The sequence below is a fragment of the Pseudomonas sp. PS01298 genome (genome assembly GCF_029959745.1).
GTDB lineage: Bacteria > Pseudomonadota > Gammaproteobacteria > Pseudomonadales > Pseudomonadaceae > Aquipseudomonas > Aquipseudomonas aylmerensis.
In genome coordinates this window covers 1-17,518 of record NZ_JASCPP010000075.1, presented here as the reverse complement: position 1 = coordinate 17,518, position 17,518 = coordinate 1, and the positions used below count along the sequence as shown (strand labels likewise).

At 62.8% G+C, this 17,518-nt stretch carries 21 protein-coding genes; 15 read left to right on the top strand and 6 right to left on the bottom strand.

Annotation, left to right across the window (positions count from 1 at the left end; all coding sequences use genetic code 11):
* Both QMX97_RS22340 and QMX97_RS22335 read right to left on the bottom strand, forming a co-directional pair.
* On the bottom strand, window positions 1–1,371 hold the full coding sequence (locus tag QMX97_RS22340) for a sensor histidine kinase (protein ID WP_282397630.1): 1,371 nt from the start codon (window positions 1,369–1,371) through the stop codon (window positions 1–3).
* Window positions 1,358–2,086: a response regulator transcription factor gene (locus QMX97_RS22335; RefSeq protein WP_065907447.1), complete on the bottom strand. Its 729-nt coding sequence runs from the start codon at window positions 2,084–2,086 to the stop codon at window positions 1,358–1,360. Before QMX97_RS22335 ends, QMX97_RS22340 begins: the two co-directional genes overlap by 14 nt.
* A gap of 205 nt (window positions 2,087–2,291) precedes the next feature.
* Here QMX97_RS22335 and QMX97_RS22330 point away from each other — a divergent pair, with 205 nt between their 5' ends.
* The 4 genes from QMX97_RS22330 (at window position 2,292) to QMX97_RS22315 (ending at window position 7,092) form a co-directional block, all read left to right on the top strand.
* Window positions 2,292–5,045: a response regulator gene (locus QMX97_RS22330; protein ID WP_213553229.1), complete on the top strand. Its 2,754-nt coding sequence runs from the start codon at window positions 2,292–2,294 to the stop codon at window positions 5,043–5,045.
* A gap of 144 nt (window positions 5,046–5,189) precedes the next feature.
* Window positions 5,190–6,179, top strand: a complete 990-nt coding sequence (locus tag QMX97_RS22325; protein WP_282397629.1) for a 2-hydroxyacid dehydrogenase — start codon at window positions 5,190–5,192, stop codon at window positions 6,177–6,179.
* Between the two features lie 71 nt (window positions 6,180–6,250).
* Complete coding sequence (locus tag QMX97_RS22320) at window positions 6,251–6,691, top strand: hypothetical protein (RefSeq protein WP_282397628.1); 441 nt, start codon at window positions 6,251–6,253, stop codon at window positions 6,689–6,691.
* Window positions 6,688–7,092, top strand: a complete 405-nt coding sequence (locus tag QMX97_RS22315) for an META domain-containing protein (RefSeq protein ID WP_065907455.1) — start codon at window positions 6,688–6,690, stop codon at window positions 7,090–7,092. The genes QMX97_RS22320 and QMX97_RS22315 overlap by 4 nt, the downstream gene beginning before the upstream one ends.
* Before the next feature lie 140 nt (window positions 7,093–7,232).
* Here the strand turns inward: QMX97_RS22315 and QMX97_RS22310 are convergent, their stop codons facing one another.
* Entirely contained in the window at window positions 7,233–7,694 is a 462-nt protein-coding gene (locus QMX97_RS22310) for a TlpA disulfide reductase family protein (RefSeq protein ID WP_106803443.1), read from the bottom strand.
* 115 nt (window positions 7,695–7,809) lie between these two features.
* On the opposite strand from QMX97_RS22310, the gene arsC reads away from it, so the two are divergent.
* From arsC to QMX97_RS22295, 3 genes are read left to right on the top strand one after another with little or no spacing between them, the layout of a single operon-like run.
* Window positions 7,810–8,163: an arsenate reductase (glutaredoxin) gene (gene arsC / locus QMX97_RS22305; protein WP_106803442.1), complete on the top strand. Its 354-nt coding sequence runs from the start codon at window positions 7,810–7,812 to the stop codon at window positions 8,161–8,163.
* Window positions 8,160–8,774, top strand: coding sequence for an NAD(P)H:quinone oxidoreductase (gene wrbA, locus QMX97_RS22300; protein ID WP_065907460.1), 615 nt, complete (start codon window positions 8,160–8,162; stop codon window positions 8,772–8,774). Before arsC ends, wrbA begins: the two co-directional genes overlap by 4 nt.
* Window positions 8,758–9,162: a DUF2069 domain-containing protein gene (locus QMX97_RS22295; protein ID WP_282397627.1), complete on the top strand. Its 405-nt coding sequence runs from the start codon at window positions 8,758–8,760 to the stop codon at window positions 9,160–9,162. Before wrbA ends, QMX97_RS22295 begins: the two co-directional genes overlap by 17 nt.
* Before the next feature lie 149 nt (window positions 9,163–9,311).
* On the opposite strand, the gene QMX97_RS22290 is transcribed toward QMX97_RS22295, so the two are convergent.
* Both QMX97_RS22290 and ttcA read right to left on the bottom strand, forming a co-directional pair.
* On the bottom strand, window positions 9,312–9,983 hold the full coding sequence (locus QMX97_RS22290; RefSeq protein ID WP_010209632.1) for a DNA-3-methyladenine glycosylase I: 672 nt from the start codon (window positions 9,981–9,983) through the stop codon (window positions 9,312–9,314).
* 67 nt (window positions 9,984–10,050) lie between these two features.
* A complete protein-coding gene (gene ttcA / locus QMX97_RS22285) occupies window positions 10,051–10,875 on the bottom strand; it encodes a tRNA 2-thiocytidine(32) synthetase TtcA (protein WP_065907464.1) in 825 nt (274 codons plus the stop codon).
* Between the two features lie 342 nt (window positions 10,876–11,217).
* Here ttcA and QMX97_RS22280 point away from each other — a divergent pair, with 342 nt between their 5' ends.
* Both QMX97_RS22280 and QMX97_RS22275 read left to right on the top strand, forming a co-directional pair.
* Window positions 11,218–11,820, top strand: a complete 603-nt coding sequence (locus tag QMX97_RS22280) for a Yip1 family protein (protein ID WP_065907465.1) — start codon at window positions 11,218–11,220, stop codon at window positions 11,818–11,820.
* Between the two features lie 128 nt (window positions 11,821–11,948).
* Window positions 11,949–12,443, top strand: coding sequence for a SprT family zinc-dependent metalloprotease (locus QMX97_RS22275; RefSeq protein ID WP_065907486.1), 495 nt, complete (start codon window positions 11,949–11,951; stop codon window positions 12,441–12,443).
* Window positions 12,444–12,546: 103 nt separating this feature from the next.
* On the opposite strand, the gene QMX97_RS22270 is transcribed toward QMX97_RS22275, so the two are convergent.
* The gene (locus QMX97_RS22270; RefSeq protein WP_282397626.1) at window positions 12,547–13,728 is read right to left on the bottom strand and encodes a CaiB/BaiF CoA-transferase family protein; all 1,182 of its coding nucleotides are present in this window, start codon (window positions 13,726–13,728) and stop codon (window positions 12,547–12,549) included.
* Window positions 13,729–13,885: 157 nt separating this feature from the next.
* On the opposite strand from QMX97_RS22270, the gene tusD reads away from it, so the two are divergent.
* The 6 genes from tusD (at window position 13,886) to QMX97_RS22240 (ending at window position 17,322) form a co-directional block, all read left to right on the top strand.
* Window positions 13,886–14,278 (top strand): sulfurtransferase complex subunit TusD, encoded by a 393-nt coding sequence (gene tusD / locus QMX97_RS22265; RefSeq protein ID WP_282397625.1) that lies wholly within the window; start codon window positions 13,886–13,888, stop codon window positions 14,276–14,278.
* A gap of 1 nt (window position 14,279) precedes the next feature.
* Entirely contained in the window at window positions 14,280–14,630 is a 351-nt protein-coding gene (gene tusC, locus QMX97_RS22260) for a sulfurtransferase complex subunit TusC (RefSeq protein WP_120448963.1), read from the top strand.
* On the top strand, window positions 14,630–14,908 hold the full coding sequence (tusB, locus tag QMX97_RS22255; RefSeq protein WP_201145159.1) for a sulfurtransferase complex subunit TusB: 279 nt from the start codon (window positions 14,630–14,632) through the stop codon (window positions 14,906–14,908). The genes tusC and tusB overlap by 1 nt, the downstream gene beginning before the upstream one ends.
* Window positions 14,905–15,240, top strand: a complete 336-nt coding sequence (locus QMX97_RS22250; protein ID WP_213553233.1) for a TusE/DsrC/DsvC family sulfur relay protein — start codon at window positions 14,905–14,907, stop codon at window positions 15,238–15,240. The genes tusB and QMX97_RS22250 overlap by 4 nt, the downstream gene beginning before the upstream one ends.
* Window positions 15,237–16,238, top strand: a complete 1,002-nt coding sequence (locus QMX97_RS22245) for a glycosyl transferase family protein (RefSeq protein WP_282397624.1) — start codon at window positions 15,237–15,239, stop codon at window positions 16,236–16,238. Before QMX97_RS22250 ends, QMX97_RS22245 begins: the two co-directional genes overlap by 4 nt.
* A gap of 88 nt (window positions 16,239–16,326) precedes the next feature.
* Window positions 16,327–17,322, top strand: coding sequence for a glutathione S-transferase family protein (locus QMX97_RS22240; RefSeq protein ID WP_282397623.1), 996 nt, complete (start codon window positions 16,327–16,329; stop codon window positions 17,320–17,322).
* The last annotated feature ends 196 nt before the right edge of the window (window positions 17,323–17,518 follow it).

The following is a 17,518-nucleotide window of genomic DNA, read 5'->3' as shown; positions in this document are numbered from 1 at the left end:
TTAGCGCGCCCGCAGACGCAGGTGCACGCGCAGGCCGCTGCCGGTGTTTTCCGCCCACAGGCTGCCTTCCTGGCGCTGCACGGCGTTGCGCGCGATGCTCAAGCCCAGGCCGAAGCCACCGTCGCCGGGGCGTGAACCGTCCAGGCGGGTAAAGGGCGCGAAGATTCGCTCCAGGTCCTGCTCGTCGATCCCCCCACCCTGATCTTCCAGCCAAAGGTGCCAGTACTCGCCATCACGCTGCCCGTCCAGGCTGACAATACCGTCCACTGGCGAATGCCGGATGGCATTGCGCAGGATATTTTCCAGGGCCTGGGCCAGGGTATTCAGGTTGCCACGCACCCAGCAATCGGCGCCCAGCAGACACGGCAGGCGCGACGGCGACCAGTCACTTTCAAAGCACGCGTTTTCGCGCAACATGTCCCACAGCGCCTGGAGCTGGATGTCTTCCTGCGGCAACGGCGCCCGCTCGGTGTCCAGCCAGGCCAGTTGCAGGCTGTCTTCCACCAGGCGCTGCATCGCGTCAATCTCGCGGCCAAGTCGCTCGCGCAGTTGCGCCAGGTCCTGCTCACTGTCACAGGCCACACGCAGGCGGCTTAACGGGGTGCGCAGTTCATGGGACATGTCTCGCAGCAATTGCTGCTGCAGTAGCACGGTCCCTTGCAGGCGCTCGGACATCTGGTCGAAAGCCCGGCCCAGCTCGCCCAGTTCATCCTGACGGCTGGTGGCCGCGTGGGACAGCCGCGTATTCAACTGATCGGCACGCCAGGCATTGGCCTGCTCGCGCAGTTGGTTGAGCGGCATGATCAGCAGCCGGTACAAGCCCACACACAGCAACAAGGTAAACAGGCCGGGGATCACACCGTTGGTCACCACCCGCCAGAACAGTTGATAACGCCCCGGCATGAAGCGCTGCGGCAACTCGATCACCAGCGAGCCAGCGTTGGGGTCCACGGGGAATGGGATTTTCAACCACGGCAGGCCTTTGACATGCCGGCTGACCGGCCATTCCAGGCCACGCAGGAAAGTCAGGCGCTGGCTTTCCTTGACCGCCAGCGGCGTACTGCTCAGCGATTGCAAGTCGTTGCCGATCACACCGATCCAGGTCGACTCGCGCTTGGCCATGACCTGCAACCATGCGTCCACCCCGGCACGTCCCTGGGTACTCCACGCCAGCTCGGCGCCTGCCGCGTAGCCCTTGAGAATTTCGCGGGGTTCCTCGGCCAGATAGGCGTTCTGCTCTTCCATGTAGCGGCCCCAGGACCAACTGAGCCAGATCATCAGCAGACAGAAGGCGATCAGCAGGCAGGCCAGTTTCCAGAATAACGAGTGCTTGCCCGGCAACCGCTGCAACGGACGATCAAAGTCCGTCATCAAGAGCACTCAGCACATAACCCTTGCCCCACACCGTGCGCACTTCGCGCTCGGCATAGCCGATGGCCTTGAGCTTGCGGCGGATCTGGCTGATATGCATATCGAGGCTGCGGTCGTGAGGCGCATAGCCACGTTGCAGCACATGCTGGTAGAGGAAGGCCTTGCTGAGCACTTCTTCGCCATTGCGGTGCAGGGTTTCGAGCAGGCGGTATTCGCTGCGGGTCAGCCCGGCCCAGTGTTGCTGGTAGAAGACGTCGCACAGTTCATCGTCAAAACGCAGCGTGCGTGCGTCATCGCGCGCCAGGGTGAGGCTCGGCAGCGGGCGCCGATCCAGGGCCACTCGACGCAGGATGGCTTCGATGCGCACGCGCAGCTCGATCATGCTGAACGGCTTGGGCAAGTAATCGTCGGCGCCCAGGCGAAAACCACTGACGCGGTCGGCTTCGGCGCCCAGGGCCGACATCAGGATCACCGGGATCGAATGGCTCTGGCGCAGGTGGGTCAGGATCGACAGGCCATCCAGCCCCGGCAGCAGGATATCCATCAACACCACGTCGAACGCCTGGTCGCGGGCCATCTGCAGGCCTTGCTGGCCGTTCTGGCACCAGGTGACCTGGAAACCACAGCGGCCCAGGTGCTCATGCACGTAGGCGCCGAGCACGGGATCGTCTTCGATGGTCAGGATACTGGGTAGGCCAACTGCTGCGGGATTCATTAGCGTCTGCAAGTCATTCTCAATGACTGATTATTCAAGATTACCCCGCGCCAGGCAATCGCCACCCGGCGCCAAATGGCGCGAAGATTGCCGTATGTCACTAATTTGCAAGATTCCTCGCCGTGCAAATGGCTACACTGCGCAAGTGGTGCGGGCCGGATGCCCGTGCAGAAATTCGATAACACTGTGGTAGCAGGAGAGTGGCGTGCTTAGAAGAATGGGGATAAAGGGCCGCGTACTGTTGCTCACCTTATTACCGACCAGCCTGATGGCCTCGTTGTTGGGGGGCTATTTCACCTGGATGCAGCTCTCGGAACTGCAGTCGCAATTGCTGCAGCGCGGCGAAATGATCGCCGAGCAGCTGGCACCGCTGGTGGCACCCGCCTTGAGCGCGCGCAACACGGATCTGCTGGAGCGCATCGCCACGCAATCCCTGGAACAGCCGGACGTACGCGCCGTGTCCTTCCTCGCCCCAGACCGCGCGTCCCTCGCCCACGCCGGCCCGACCATGCTCAACCAGCCGCCGGTCGGCAACAGCTCGCACTTGCTGCAGCGCACCGGCAATGACGCCACGCGGTACCTGCTTCCAGTGTTTGGCCGCCATCGCAACCTCGCCGGCGACCTGATTCCCGATGAAGCCGACCGCCTGCTTGGCTGGGTCGAGGTGGAGCTGTCCCACAATGGCATGTTGCTGCGTGGCTACCGCAGTCTGTTCGCCAGCCTGCTGCTGATCGCCATCGGACTGATCTGCACCGCGGCCCTGGCGCTGCGGATCAGCCGCACGATCAATTCCCCGATCGGCTTGATCAAACAAGCCGTGGCCCAGCTCAAGGACGGCAACCTGGAAACCCGCCTGCCCGCCCTCGGCAGCCAGGAACTGGACCAGCTCGCCTCGGGCATCAACCGCATGGCCGAGACCCTGCAGAACGCCCGGGAAGAGTTGCAACACAGCATCGACCAGGCCACTGAAGACGTGCGCCAGAACCTGGAAACCATTGAAATCCAGAATATCGAGCTGGACCTGGCGCGCAAAGAGGCGCTGGAAGCCAGCCGCATCAAGTCCGAGTTCCTGGCCAATATGAGCCATGAAATCCGCACGCCGCTCAACGGCATCCTCGGCTTTACCCACCTGCTGCAAAAAAGTGAATTGACCCCACGCCAGCTGGACTACCTGGGCACCATCGAAAAATCCGCCGACAACCTGCTGGGCATCATCAACGAGATCCTCGATTTCTCGAAAATCGAAGCCGGCAAGCTGGTGCTCGACAGTATCCCGTTCAACCTGCGCGATCTGCTGCAGGACACCCTGACCATCCTCGCCCCCGCCGCGCACGCCAAGCAGCTCGAACTGGTCAGCCTGGTGTACCGCGACACCCCGCTGGCACTGGTCGGCGACCCGCTGCGCCTCAAGCAGATCCTGACCAACCTGATCAGCAATGCGATCAAGTTCACCCGTGAAGGCACCATCGTCGCCCGGGCGATGATCGAGGACGAGCAGGAAGACAGCGTACAACTGCGCATCAGCGTGCAGGACACCGGCATCGGCCTGTCCAGCCAGGACGTGCGCGCGTTGTTCCAGGCCTTCAGCCAGGCCGACAACTCGTTGTCGCGCCAGCCCGGGGGTACCGGGTTGGGCCTGGTGATTTCCAAGCGCCTGATCGAGCAGATGGGCGGTGAAATCGGCGTCGACAGTACGCCCGGCGAAGGCTCGGAATTCTGGATCAGCCTCAACCTGCCCAAGACCCGCGACGATGTCGAAGACCTGCCGTGTGCGCCGCTGCTGGGCCATCGCGTGGCCGTCCTGGAAAACCACGAACTGGCGCGTCAGGCCTTGCAGCACCAACTCGAAGACTGTGGCCTGCAGGTCACGCCGTTTAACAGTCTCGAAAGCCTGACCAACGGCATCACCAGCGCGCATCAGACCGACCAGGCCATCGATCTTGCGGTGCTCGGCGTGACCGCCAATGACATTCCGCCGGAACGCCTCAACCAACACCTGTGGGACCTCGAACACCTGGGCTGCAAAGTGCTGGTGCTGTGCCCGACCACCGAGCAGATGCTGTTCAACCAGTCGGTGCCCAACCCCAACAGCCAGTTGCAGGCCAAGCCGGCTTGCACGCGCAAGCTGCGCAGGGCGCTGTCCGACCTGATCAGCCCACGCCCTTCGCGCAGCGAACCTGGCGAGCCGCTGTCCAGCCGTGCACCGCGCGTGCTGTGTGTGGATGACAACCCGGCCAACCTTTTGCTGGTGCAAACCCTGCTCGAAGACATGGGCGCACGGGTGCGTGCCGTGGAAAGCGGCTATGCGGCCGTCGACGCGGTGAAGCAGGACACCTTCGACCTGGTGCTGATGGACGTGCAAATGCCCGGCATGGACGGTCGCCAGAGTACCGAGGCGATTCGCCAGTGGGAAAGCGAGCGGCACGGTACGCCGTTGCCGGTGGTCGCCCTCACCGCCCACGCCATGGCCAACGAAAAACGCGCGCTGCTGCAAAGTGGCATGGACGATTACCTGACCAAACCCATCAGCGAGCGGCAACTGGCGCAGGTGGTGTTGAAATGGACCGGCCTGGCCCTGCGCAACCAGGGCCCGGAACGCAGCGCCGATGGCCTCGGCCCTCGCGAGCAACTGCCGGTGCTGGACCACGAAGAAGGCCTGCGCCTGGCCGCCGGCAAGACCGACCTCGCCGCCGACATGCTCGCCATGCTGCTGGCGTCGCTGGAAGCCGACCGCCTGGCTATCAACGTCGCCCGTGATGCCAATGACAACAACGCCCTGATCGAACGCGTCCACCGCCTGCATGGCGCCACTCGCTATTGTGGCGTGCCACAGCTGCGCGCGGCCTGCCAACGTGCCGAAACCCTGCTCAAGCAGGACGACGCCAAGGCCATGCACGCGCTGGACGAACTGGACATGGCTATCGCCCGGCTCGCCAGTGAAGCGCGGGTCAGCGCCTGAACACCGCTGTAGGAGCGCGATTGCTGTGCCAAGGGAGGTGGCGAGAGCGCTTGCTCGCCACGACACCCCCTCTGCAACACACTTGCTGCAGCAAGTCGCGCCTACGAGCAACGCAACCATTCTACGATCGCAGGGAGCTATTCAATGCGCGTGATTCTTTTCAGCAGCCAAACCTACGACCGCGACAGCTTTCTCGGCGAGCCCTTGCCCGATGGCCTGGAGCTGCAGTTCCAACCGGCCCGGCTCAACCTCGACACCGTGGCCCTGGCCGAACATCACGACGTGGTCTGCGCGTTTATCAATGACGACCTCAGCGCGCCGGTGCTGGAGCAATTGGCCCTGGGCGGCACACGGCTGATCGCCCTGCGGTCGGCCGGCTATAACCATGTGGACCTGCCGGCCGCCCAGCGCCTGGGCCTGACCATCGTGCGTGTGCCCGCCTACTCGCCCCATGCGGTGGCCGAACATGCAGTGGCGCTGATCCTCGCCCTCAATCGCCGCCTGCACCGCGCCTATAACCGCACCCGCGATGGCGATTTCAGCTTGCACGGCCTGACGGGTTTCGACCTGGTGGGCAAGACCGTCGGTGTGGTCGGCACCGGGCAGATCGGCGCCACGTTCGCCAAGATCATGGCCGGCTTCGGTTGCCAGTTGCTCGCCTACGACCCCTTCCCCAACCCGCAGGTCGAGGCCCTCGGCGCCCGCTACGTGAGCCTGCCCGAACTGCTCGCCGAAGCGCAGATCATCAGCCTGCACTGCCCGTTGACTGCCGACAGCAAACACCTGATCAACGCGCGTTCGCTGGCACAGATGCAACCCGGCGCGATGCTGATCAATACCGGTCGCGGTGGCCTGGTCGACACGCCGGCACTGATCGAGGCGCTCAAGGACGGCCAGCTCGGCTACCTCGGCCTGGATGTGTATGAGGAAGAAGCCCAGCTGTTTTTCGAGGACCGCTCCGACCTGCCGCTTCAGGACGATGTACTCGCGCGCCTGCTGACCTTCCCCAACGTGATCATCACCGCGCACCAGGCTTTCCTCACCCGCGAGGCCCTGGCGGCGATTGCTGGCACGACCCTGGCGAACATTGCAGCGTGGGCCGATGGCCGCGCCCAGAACCGTGTCGAAGGATGATCAGCGGTCATATACCAGGCGCATGATCGGCAGGCACCCGTGATAGGATGCCGCGCCTATTTGGAGGATCCATGGCCGAACACGATTTCCGCTTCAGCTTGCTGAGCCCGCAACACACCCTGATCGAATGCCGCGCCCTGGTGCCGGGCCGTTACCAGGTCACCGGCAACGGTGGCTCGATCAAGCACGGCGACGTGCTGATCGTCACCCTGCGAGGCAGCAAAACCCTGTCGATGCGCCTGACCGTCGAAGGTGACACGCGCTACTCCATCCGCCCGGCAGGCCAATGGGTCGCCATGGCCCAGGGGCCGAAATTCGGCGAACTGGAAATTCACACCTGGAAGGTCAACTGCGACAGCTGCGACGCCGTGCTGGAGTTTGAATTCGCGGTGGAAACCAAGCTGACCAAAGAGCCGCTGCAACCGGCCGCCAATGCGCGTATCAAGGAACTGGGTTGGGCCAGCGAGGGCGACAAACACCGCTGCCCGAAATGCCAGCAGGCCGCGCAATGAAAGGCCTGCTTCTGCTCGCCGCCCTCGGTGCAGCCCTGACGGGTTGCGCCGGTGACGCGGTCCGGCTCAAGCAGGATCACAGCTACGTGGTGGAGTGGATTGGTGAGCGGCCGCTGATGGATTACGCGCACCTGACCGTCACTCTCGGTGCCGACGGGCGCGCCTACGGCAATGGCGGTTGCAACCACTGGTTTGCGCCGTACACCGTTGACGGCGACAAGCTCAGCTTCGGCAAGATCGGCAGCACCCGCAAACTCTGCGCCGAGGCCCTGATGGAGCAGGAACACCGCTTCTTCCAGGCCCTGCAAGGGGTGCAGCGCTGGGACATCTCACCGATCGAACAGACGCGCTTCTGGCCAGCCGAGGGCCAGCCCATCCGCCTCTGGCTGGAAGAAGGCTGACCCACTCCATCCAGAGATGGCTGAGGTCTAAATGTGGGAGGGGGCTTGCTCCCGAAGGCAGTGTGTCAGTCAGCACGTGTATTGGCTGAGCCACCGCGTTCGGGAGCAAGCCCCCTCGCACATTTGATCGGGGCCCGCCTTTAGCCGCGCAGGGCCTTGAGCTTGGCCAATACGCCTTCTGCAGTCTGCTCACCCATCAACTGCTCGCGCACCTTACCCTTGTCATCGATGATGTAGGTCACCGGCAATGCTTCGCTGCGCGGAATATCGAAGATCCCGTCCGGGTTCTGCGCCAGCACCGTGAACTTGATGCCCAGCTTGTCGCTGGCTTCCTTCAGCTCTGCGCCTTGCACATTGTCGAAGTTGACCCCGAACACGCCCACGCCCTGCCCCTTCAACTGCTCCGCCAAGGCGTTGAGTTCAGGGATTTCCGTGCGGCACGGGCCACACCATTCCGCCCAGTAGTTGACCACCAGCCATTGCTTGTCCAGGCGCTCGGCCGCCACCTTCTGGCCGTTCTGGTCAACGCCGTAGTCATTACCGCAGCCGCTGAGCAGCAGGGTTGTGATGATCGCCAATGCACCGATCAGTCGCCTAGTCATGGGGTAATCCTTCGCAAAAATGAACGTAGGCTGCGACCTAACGCCTCTAACGGTTTAAGGACCGGGCGCAGCGCGGGTAGAATACCTGCCACCTTACGCAAGATGCGACCCGCACATGACCGATCTGACGCTTTATCACAACCCGCGCTGCTCGAAATCCCGCGGTGCGCTCGAACTGCTGGAAGCCCGTGGCCTCGCCCCGACCGTGGTGCGCTACCTGGAAACCCCGCTCGACGCCGCGCAATTGCGGGCCTTGCTGGCCAAGCTCGGCATCAGCGCCCGGCAACTGCTGCGCACCGGTGAAGACGAATACAAGGCCCTGGGCCTGGCCGACGCCAGCCTCAGCGAAGCGCAATTGATTGCCGCCATCGCCGCGCACCCGAAGTTGATGGAACGCCCGATCCTGGAAACCGCCGACACAGCCATTATTGGCCGCCCGCCGGAAAACGTGCTGGAGATCCTGCCGTGACGTCGCCGTATGTACTGGTGTTGTATTACAGCCGCAATGGCTCGGTGAGCGAAATGGCCCGGCAGATTGCCCGGGGCATCGAGCAAGGCGGGATGGAGGCGCGCTTGCGCACCGTGCCGGCGATCTCCACCGAGTGCGAAGCCGTGGCGCCGAGCATCCCGGAGGAAGGCGCGCTGTATGCCAGCCTCGATGACTTGAAACACTGTTCCGGCCTGGCCCTCGGCAGCCCGACGCGCTTCGGCAATATGGCCGCGCCGCTCAAGTACTTCCTCGACGGCACCAGCAACCTGTGGCTCACCGGCGCGCTCGTCGGCAAGCCGGCCGGGGTGTTCACCTCCACCGCCAGCCTGCACGGCGGCCAGGAAACCACGCTGATGTCGATGCTGCTGCCGCTGCTGCACCACGGCATGCTGATCACCGGCCTGCCGTACAGCGAACAGGCACTGCTCGACACCCAGGGTGGCGGCACTCCGTATGGCGCCAGCCACCATGCCGGGCCGGATGGCAAGCGCTTGCTCGATCAACACGAAATCAGCCTGTGCCGCGCCCTCGGCCTGCGCCTCGCCACCACCGCCACGTTGCTGGAGAACGGCCGTGGCCAGAAAGCCTAAGGTCCTGCCGCCCCAGGCGTGGCTGGAGCCACGGGTCAAGCTCGCGCGCACGCTGAGCCTGCTGGCGTTTTTCGCCCTGGTGGGGTTGCTCTGCGTGTACTACCTGTTCATCGCCGACCTGCACGGCGCCCGCCCGTGGGTGATCCTGCTGATCGAACTGGTACCGCTGCTGATCCTCGCGCCGGGCATGTTGCTGGCCAGCGCGCGCGGACATTCGTGGATGTGCTTTGTGGTGAACCTGTATTTCATCAAGGGCGCGCTGGCAGCGTACGACCCGAACCGCCAGTGGTTCGGTGTGCTGGAGATGCTCGCGAGCCTGGCGGTGTTCTGTACGGCGTTGCTGTATGTGCGCTGGCGGCATCAGTTGAATCGAAGACTGGCAGAATAACGTTGTGGCGAGCGGGCTTGCCCCGCGTTGGGCTGCGCAGCAGCCCCCGAAATAGTCACCGCATTCTTTCTGATAGAAAGCAGGGCTTGGTTTTGGGGCCGCTACGCAGCCCAACGCGGGGCAAGCCCGCTCGCCACGATAGAACTCGGTCAGTGATTCACTGTGTAAGCCAGCATCATCGACAACTGGCACATCGGCCGGCCGCTCTCGGCATGCCATTGGTTAAACGCGCCCTGCACCGTCGCCAGGTCGCGCAGGCTGGTCGGCGCCTTGTCGACGATCTTCTGCGCATTCAGCGCGGCCACCACGTCATAACTCGGCACAAACGTATCCTTGCCGACCATGCGCAAAAAGCGCGGCGCCGACAGCCCGCCCAATTGGTGACCGTGCTTGCTCAGGTACTTCCACAACCCAACGATATCGGTCACCGGCCAGTCGGCGACGAACGCACCAAAGCTGCCCTTTTCCTGCTCGATGTCGAGGATCATCTGCGCGTTACGCGGCACGCTCTTGAGCTTGCCCAGGTGGCGGATGATGCGCGTGTCCTGCATCAGCCGCTCCAGGTGCTCGGCGCCCATCAACACGACTTTTTCCGGATCGAAGCCGAAGAACACTTGCTCGAACGCCGGCCACTTGGCGTCGACAACGCTGTGTTTCAAGCCAGCGCGAAAGACCCGCAGCGCCAGGGTCGACAGGTAGCGGTCATCACTGATCTTGCGCAACTGCGCCGGGGTCTTGGGTACAGGCAGGTGGGCTTCCAACTCGGCCGCTGAACCGAAGCGGTTCAGACAATATTCGTGCAGCCACTTGTAATCGCGCATGCCCTCTCCTGGCAATGGAATTGAAAACGGCGCCCGCAAGCGCCGTGTGTCAGAGCGTTGAATCGGCTCAGAGGTTCACAACATTGACGAAGCGCGACGCGGCGGTTTCATCAATCTTCAGGCTGGTGAAGTCAAACAGGTTGCGGTCGGCCAGCTGTGACGGGATCACGTTCTGCAGGCTGCGGAAGATGCTTTCAGTACGGCCTGGGGTCTTGCGCTCCCAGTCCACCAGCATCTCCTTGACCACCTGGCGCTGCAGGTTTTCCTGGGAGCCGCACAGGTTGCACGGGATGATCGGGAATTGCTTGAAGTCGGAATAGGCCTGGATGTCCTTCTCATTGCAATACGCCAGCGGGCGAATCACCACGTTGCGCCCGTCATCGGCACGCAGCTTGGGCGGCATGGCCTTGAGCGAGCCATTGAAGAACATATTCAGGAAGAAGGTCTCGACGATGTCGTCACGATGGTGCCCCAGGGCCATCTTGGTCGCGCCGATCTCATCGGCGAACGTGTAGAGCGTGCCACGGCGCAGGCGCGAGCACAGCGAGCAAGTGGTCTTGCCTTCCGGGATCAGCTCCTTGACCACCGAGTAGGTGTCTTTCTCGACGATGTGGTACTCGACGCCCAGCTCCTTGAGGTAGGCCGGCAGCACGTGCTCAGGGAAACCCGGTTGTTTCTGGTCCATGTTGACGGCGACGATCTCGAACTGGATCGGCGCGACCTTTTGCAGGTGCAGCAGCACGTCAAGCATGGTGTAGCTGTCTTTGCCGCCGGAGAGGCAGACCATGACCTTGTCGCCATCCTCGATCATGTTGAAATCGGCGACCGCTTCACCGGCCAGGCGACGCAGGCGTTTTTGCAGTTTGTTCTGATTGACCGTAAGAGTGCCCATGGCGCTTGGATCCGCTAGAGGTGTGTGACGAAAAGCGCGGTATTTTACCGATAAGCACCACCGAGTTCCATTGTAGGCGCTGGCTCGCCGGCGATAGCGGTGGTTGCCGTTCCGTGGCAGCCCGTTATAGCGCAATCGCCGGCAAGCCGACGCGTACACAGACCTCACCGCGATTAGGGCCAATGTTTACAGCGCGATTTGCTCTAAAGCCCTACAGTTTTTCCGGTCATCCCTTCCTATACTGCGACTTGAGGTCGCACATCACTATCCAGACCTTTCAGGCCAATTGGCCGGTGGGCGCTCCGATGGGGGGCGATGGTAATAACGACAGGAGTGACTGGCATGATCCATCACGTCGTGGGGCTGTTTACCCATCCCGACCAGGAATGGCGGGAAATTCGTGGCGATAAAGAAGAAAGCATCAGCCACATGTACCTCACTCACACCTTGATTCTCGCGGCGATCCCCGCCGTGTCCGCCTTTATCGGTACCACCCGGGTCGGTTGGGTGATCGGCAGCCGCGCGCCGGTCATGCTGACGCAGGAAAGCGCGTTGTGGATGACCATCATGTCGTACGCGGCCATGCTCGGCGGCGTGGCAGTGATGGGCGCGTTCATTCACTGGATGGCCCGCACCTACGACGCCAACCCCAGCATGGCGCGGTGCGTAGCCTTTGCCACCTACACCGCGACACCGCTGTTTATCGGCGGGCTGGCGGCGCTCTACCCACATATGTGGCTGGGCATGGTGGTCGGGACGGCGGCGATTTGCTACACGGTGTACCTGCTGTATGTAGGGCTGCCCACCTTCATGAGCATTGATCCCGACGAGGGCTTCCTGTTTTCCAGCTCGGTACTGGCCGTGGGCCTGGTGGTCCTGGTGGCAATCATGGCGTTTACCGTGATTGTCTGGGGGCTGGGCGTCGGCCCGATCTATACCAACTGACCGGTCAAAGGGGTAGGCAAAGCCGCCGCAAGGTGGCTTTGTGCGTTATGCATGACCATTCGGCGCCTGACAGATTCGGAAACACCCGGTTTTGCGGCATACTGGACGTCTCTGGAGATATGGTCAGCATGCCCGAGCAACTCAATACCCGCGTCGAAGATTGTTTCCTGCAAGCCGAATCCTTTTTCAAACGTAGCTTCAAACGCCCCCAGGTCAGCCTCAAGCTGCGGGGCCAGAAGGCCGGTGTCGCGCATTTGCACGAGAACCTGCTGCGCTTCAACCCACAGCTCTACCGCGAAAACAGCCAGCACTTCCTCAAGCAGACCGTGGCTCATGAAGTGGCGCACCTGATCGCCCACCAATTGTTTGGCGAGCGCATCCAGCCGCATGGCGAGGAATGGCAACTGATCATGCGCGGGGTCTATGAACTGCCGCCGGACCGTTGCCACACCTATGCAGTCAAGCGCCGCCAGGTGATGCGCTATATCTACCGTTGCCCGTGTGCGGACAGTGATTTTCCGTTCTCGTCACAGCGCCACGGGATGGTGGCCCAAGGGCGGCGGTATTTGTGCAGGCGGTGCCGGCAGACTTTGGTGTTTACCGGCGAAACCCGGGTGGAGTGAGGGCCTCTTCGCAGGCACGCCCACCCCGCCATTTGAATGCATTACGAGGATAGGGCGCGGTCAAAACGTGGGAACGGGCTTGGCCGCGAAAGCGGCTGTTCAGTCACCCCACAACTTTGGCCTGCCGCAAATCGGCTATCCGCTGCGCACTCAAGCCCAGCTCCGCCAGCACTTCATCACTGTGCGCCCCTACGGCGGCACCGATATGCCTAGGCTGCGGCAATGCCTCGGAGAACTTCAACGGGCAGGCAATCTGCGCCTGGGTCGAGCCATCGCCCCGTGGCACCTGGGTGACCAACGCCCGTGCCTTCAACTGCGGATGCTCCACCGCCTCACTTAAAGCGAGGACAGGCTCCACACACGCGTCCACCCCGGCAAACAACGCGCACAGCTCATCAAAACTGCGCTTCTCGAACTCGACCTGCAGCGCCAGCTTCAGGGCTTGTTGCTCCTGCGGCTGGGGTGACAAGCCTTGCGCCGCCAGCTCCGGGCGGCCCAATGCCGCGCAGAGTTGTTGCATAAACCCGGGTTCCAGGCTACCGACTGACATCCAGCGCCCATCCCGCGAGCGGTAATAGTCGTAGAAACTGCCGCCATTGAGCACATGCCCCTCCCACGCCGGCTCGACGCCACACGCCAGGTAACCGGCGCCAGCCATGGCATTCAGGCTGAACGAGCAGTCGGTCATGCTCACATCCAGGTACTGGCCGAGGCCACTGGTTTGCCGGGCAATCACTGCCGCCAGCAGCCCCACCACCGCATGCAGCGAACCGCCGCCCACATCCGCCAATTGCACGCCCAAGGGCAGCGGCCCGCTGTCCTGGCGACCGGTATAGCTGGCGACGCCGGCCAGGGCGAGGTAATTGATGTCATGCCCGGCACGATCCTTGTAGGGGCCGGTCTGCCCGTAACCCGTGATGGAGACGTAGATCAGCCGCGGGTTGATCGCCTTCAACGCTTCATACCCCAGGCCCAAGCGCTCCATCACCCCGGGGCGGAACTGCTCGAGCACGATGTCGTACTCCTTGACGAGCGCGTGCACGATCTCCAGCGCTTCGGCTTGCTTGAGGTCCAGCGCCAGGCTGCGCTTGTTGCGATTGAGGTAGGCGTGGCTCGCCGATGTGCCGCGATCGTGCGGCGGCAGTACCCGCAACAGGTCCATGCGCGTGGGCGATTCGATACGCAGCACCTCGGCGCCCATGTCGGCGAGCATCAATGACGCAAACGGGCCGGGCAGCAAGGTGGAAAAATCCAGCACTTTGAGGGACGCCAAGGGACCTGACATGAACACTCCAGTTGTGTTTCGGGTTCCCACAGACTAGGCAGCCTGGCGCCGACCGGCAATCGTCAGAACGATCAGCGGGGGTGACCGTTTTGATCACGGCGGGCTTTTTCGTGCAGGCGGCTTTATCATTGGCCCACGTTTGCTTGCAGAGTGTTCCATGAAGTTTGCGATTGCAGTGTTTTCCGCCGCCCACGCGCCCTCCTCGCGCCGCGCCCTGCGCTTTGCCCAGGCGGTGCTGGCCGGCGGGCATGAGATTGTGCGGCTGTTTTTCTATCAGGACGGCGTCTACAGCGCTGCCAATAATATCGTCGCGCCCCAGGACGAGCAGGACATCGCCCGCCAGTGGCGCGAGTGGGTCAGTCAGCACCAACTCGACGGTGTGGTCTGCATCGCCGCCGCGTTGCGCCGTGGCGTGCTCAACACCGAGGAAGCCACGCGCTATCAACGCAGCGCAGTGAACCTGGGTGCGCCGTGGGCGCTGTCGGGCCTGGGGCAATTGCACGACGCCGCCCAGGCCGCCGACCGCCTGATCTGTTTTGGAGGGCCGTGAGATGTCCAAATCCTTATTGGTGATCAGCCGCCAGGCACCGTGGTCCGGGCCGGGCGCGCGCGAAGCACTGGATATCGTGCTGGCCGGCGGCGCGTTTGATCTGCCGATCGGCCTGCTGTTCCTCGATGACGGCGTGTTCCAGCTGGCGTCGCACCAGGACGCCAAGGCCGTGCAGCAGAAGGACCTCAGCGCCAACCTGCAGGCACTGGGCCTGTTCGGCATCGATGATGTGTTCGTCTGCAGCCACAGCCTGGCCGAGCGCGGGCTTATCTCCCCGGCCAGCGCCCAGCCATTGGACAGTGCCGCCATTTCCACGCTGATTGACCGTTACGACCAGGTGATGACCCTCTGATGTCGACTTTACATGTGGTTTCCCACTCGCCGTTCACCGACAGCCGCCTCGCCAGTTGCCTGCGCATCTGTGGCGCCGACGATGCAATCCTGCTCTGCGGCGACGGCGCCTACGGGCTGCACAACCCGGCCCTGCAGACCAAGGGTGTGAAGGTCCTGGTGCTGGCCGAAGACCTGCTGGCGCGCAATCTGCCGCTGCCGGATTGGGCCGACAGCGTCGACTACCCGGGTTTCGTGCAACTGTCGATCGACTACGACAAGGTCAACACCTGGCTATGAATACCCTGACCGTCGGCGCACGCACCCTGGAACTGGACAAGGACGGCTACCTCGTCGACCTGAACGAGTGGTCGACGGAGGTGGCCCACGCCCTGGCCGTCGCCGAAACGCTGGAGTTGACTCCGGACCATTGGGAAATCCTCACGCTGCTGCGCCAGTTCTATGCCGAATTCCAGCTGTCCCCCGCCACGCGCCCGCTGATCAAGTACACCGCCTTGAAGCTGGGCCCGGAAAAGGGCAACAGCCTGCACCTCAACAAACTGTTCAACGGCACTCCCGCCAAACTCGCCGCCAAGCTGGCGGGCCTGCCCAGGCCGACGAATTGCTTATGACCGACTTTGCCCCGCTGACCCTTGAAACCCCTGCCGAGCACCCATTTGCGCAATTCGTGCGCATCCTGGGCAAAGGCAAGCGCGGCGCGCGCAACCTCACCCGTGAAGAAGCCCGCGAAGCCATGGGCATGCTGCTCGACGAAAAAGTCGAAGACACCCAGCTCGGCGCCTTCCTGATGCTGCTGCGCCACAAGGAAGAAAGCCCGGAAGAACTCGCCGGCTTCACCGAAGCGGTGCGCGAGCGCCTGCACGCCCCGGCCTTGAACGTGGATGTCGACTGGCCGACCTATGCCGGCAAGAAGCGCCACCTGCCGTGGTACCTGCTGGCGGCCAAGTGCCTGGCGCAGAACGGTGTGCGCATCCTCATGCACGGCGGCGGCGCACACACCGCCGGCCGCCTGTACACCGAGCAATTGCTGGAGGGCTTGCAGATCCCGCTGTGCCGCAACTGGCAGCAGGTCGGCGCCGCGTTCGAACGAGGCAACCTGGCATTTATTCCCCTGGGCGACTGGGCGCCGCAACTGCAGCGCATGATCGACCTGCGCAACACCCTGGGCCTGCGCTCGCCGATCCACTCCCTGGCACGCCTGCTCAACCCGCTGAATGCACGCTGCGGCCTGCAAAGCATCTTCCACCCCGGTTATCAGGGCGTGCACCGCGATGCCAGCGGCCTGCTCGGCGACAATGTGATTGTGGTCAAGGGGGATGGCGGTGAAGTCGAGATCAATCCCGACACCATCAGCCACCTGTACGGCACCACCGGTGGCGAAAGCTGGGACGAAGAATGGCCCGCCCTCTCCGCCCAGCGCCACGTCAAACCCGCGAGCCTTGAGCCGCAACATTTAAAAGCCGTGTGGCGCGGCGACGCCGAAGATAGCTACCCGCAACTGGCGCTGATCGCGACCATGGCCCTGGCGCTGCGTGGCCTGGGCCACCCACGGGAACAGGCGTTCACATTGGCCCAGCAGTACTGGGATGCACGAGATAAATCGATTTAATCGATGATTCACGCCCGGTCTTTGCGCTTTTAGTTCGAACTCATCTCTTTAGACTGGGCTCCAACGCTTATTAGCCAAGGAGCCAGTCATGGGTTTGCTGATCGAAGGGCACTGGAAGGACCAGTGGTACGAAAGTAGCGCCGACGGCGCTTTCCAGCGTGAACAGGCGCAACGCCGAAACTGGGTGACCGCCGATGGTGCGCCCGGCCCCAGCGGCGAAGGCGGCTTCAGGGCGGAAGCCGGTCGCTATCACCTCTACGTCTCCCTTGCCTGCCCTTGGGCGCATCGCACGCTGATCCTGCGCAAGCTCAAGGGCCTGGAAAGCCTGATCGACGTGTCAGTAGTCAGCTGGTTGATGCTGGAAAACGGCTGGACCTTCGACAAGACCCACGGCTCCACCGGCGACACGCTGGATGGCTTCGACTTCATGCACCAGCGTTACACCGCCGACACCGCCGACTACACCGGGCGCGTCACCGTGCCGGTGTTGTGGGATAAGAAACTGCAGCGCATCGTGAGCAATGAGTCAGCGGAAATCATCCGCATGTTCAACAGCGCCTTCAACGCGCTGACCGGCAATACCCTGGACTTCTACCCGCAGGCACTGCGCCCGAGCATCGACGCGCTGAACGCGCGGATCTACCCGGCCGTGAACAATGGCGTGTACCGCGCCGGCTTTGCCACCGCGCAAAAGGCCTACGAAAGCGCATTTGATGATGTGTTTGCCGAACTGGATCACCTGGAGCAGCACCTGCAAGTACATCGCTACCTGGCCGGTGAGTACCTGACCGAGGCGGATGTGCGCCTGTTCACCACGCTGATCCGTTTTGATGCGGTGTATTACAGCCACTTCAAATGCAACCTGCGGCGGATTGCCGATTATCCGAACCTGTCGAATTGGTTGCGGGAGATGTACCAGTGGCCGGGCGTGGCCGAGACGGTGGATTTTGCGCATATCAAGGGGCATTACTATGCGAGCCACCGGACCATCAATCCGACGGCAATCGTGCCGAAGGGGCCGTTGCAGAGTTTTGATGCCGCCCATGATCGGGCTCGCCTTGCCGGGAAAGGCGTCTTGAGCTGAGACGACCCGGTGTCTGTGGGGTGGGGCTTGCTATGGCTAGCAAGCTTCTCGGAGCCAGCAGGCATCTTGAGGCTAGTGGGCTTCTTGAGGTCAGCGGGCATCTTGAGGTTAGTGGGCTTCTTCAGGTCAGCGGGCTTCTTGAGGTTAATGGGCTTCTTGTGGTCAGCTGGCATCTTGAGGTGAGTGGGCTTCTTGT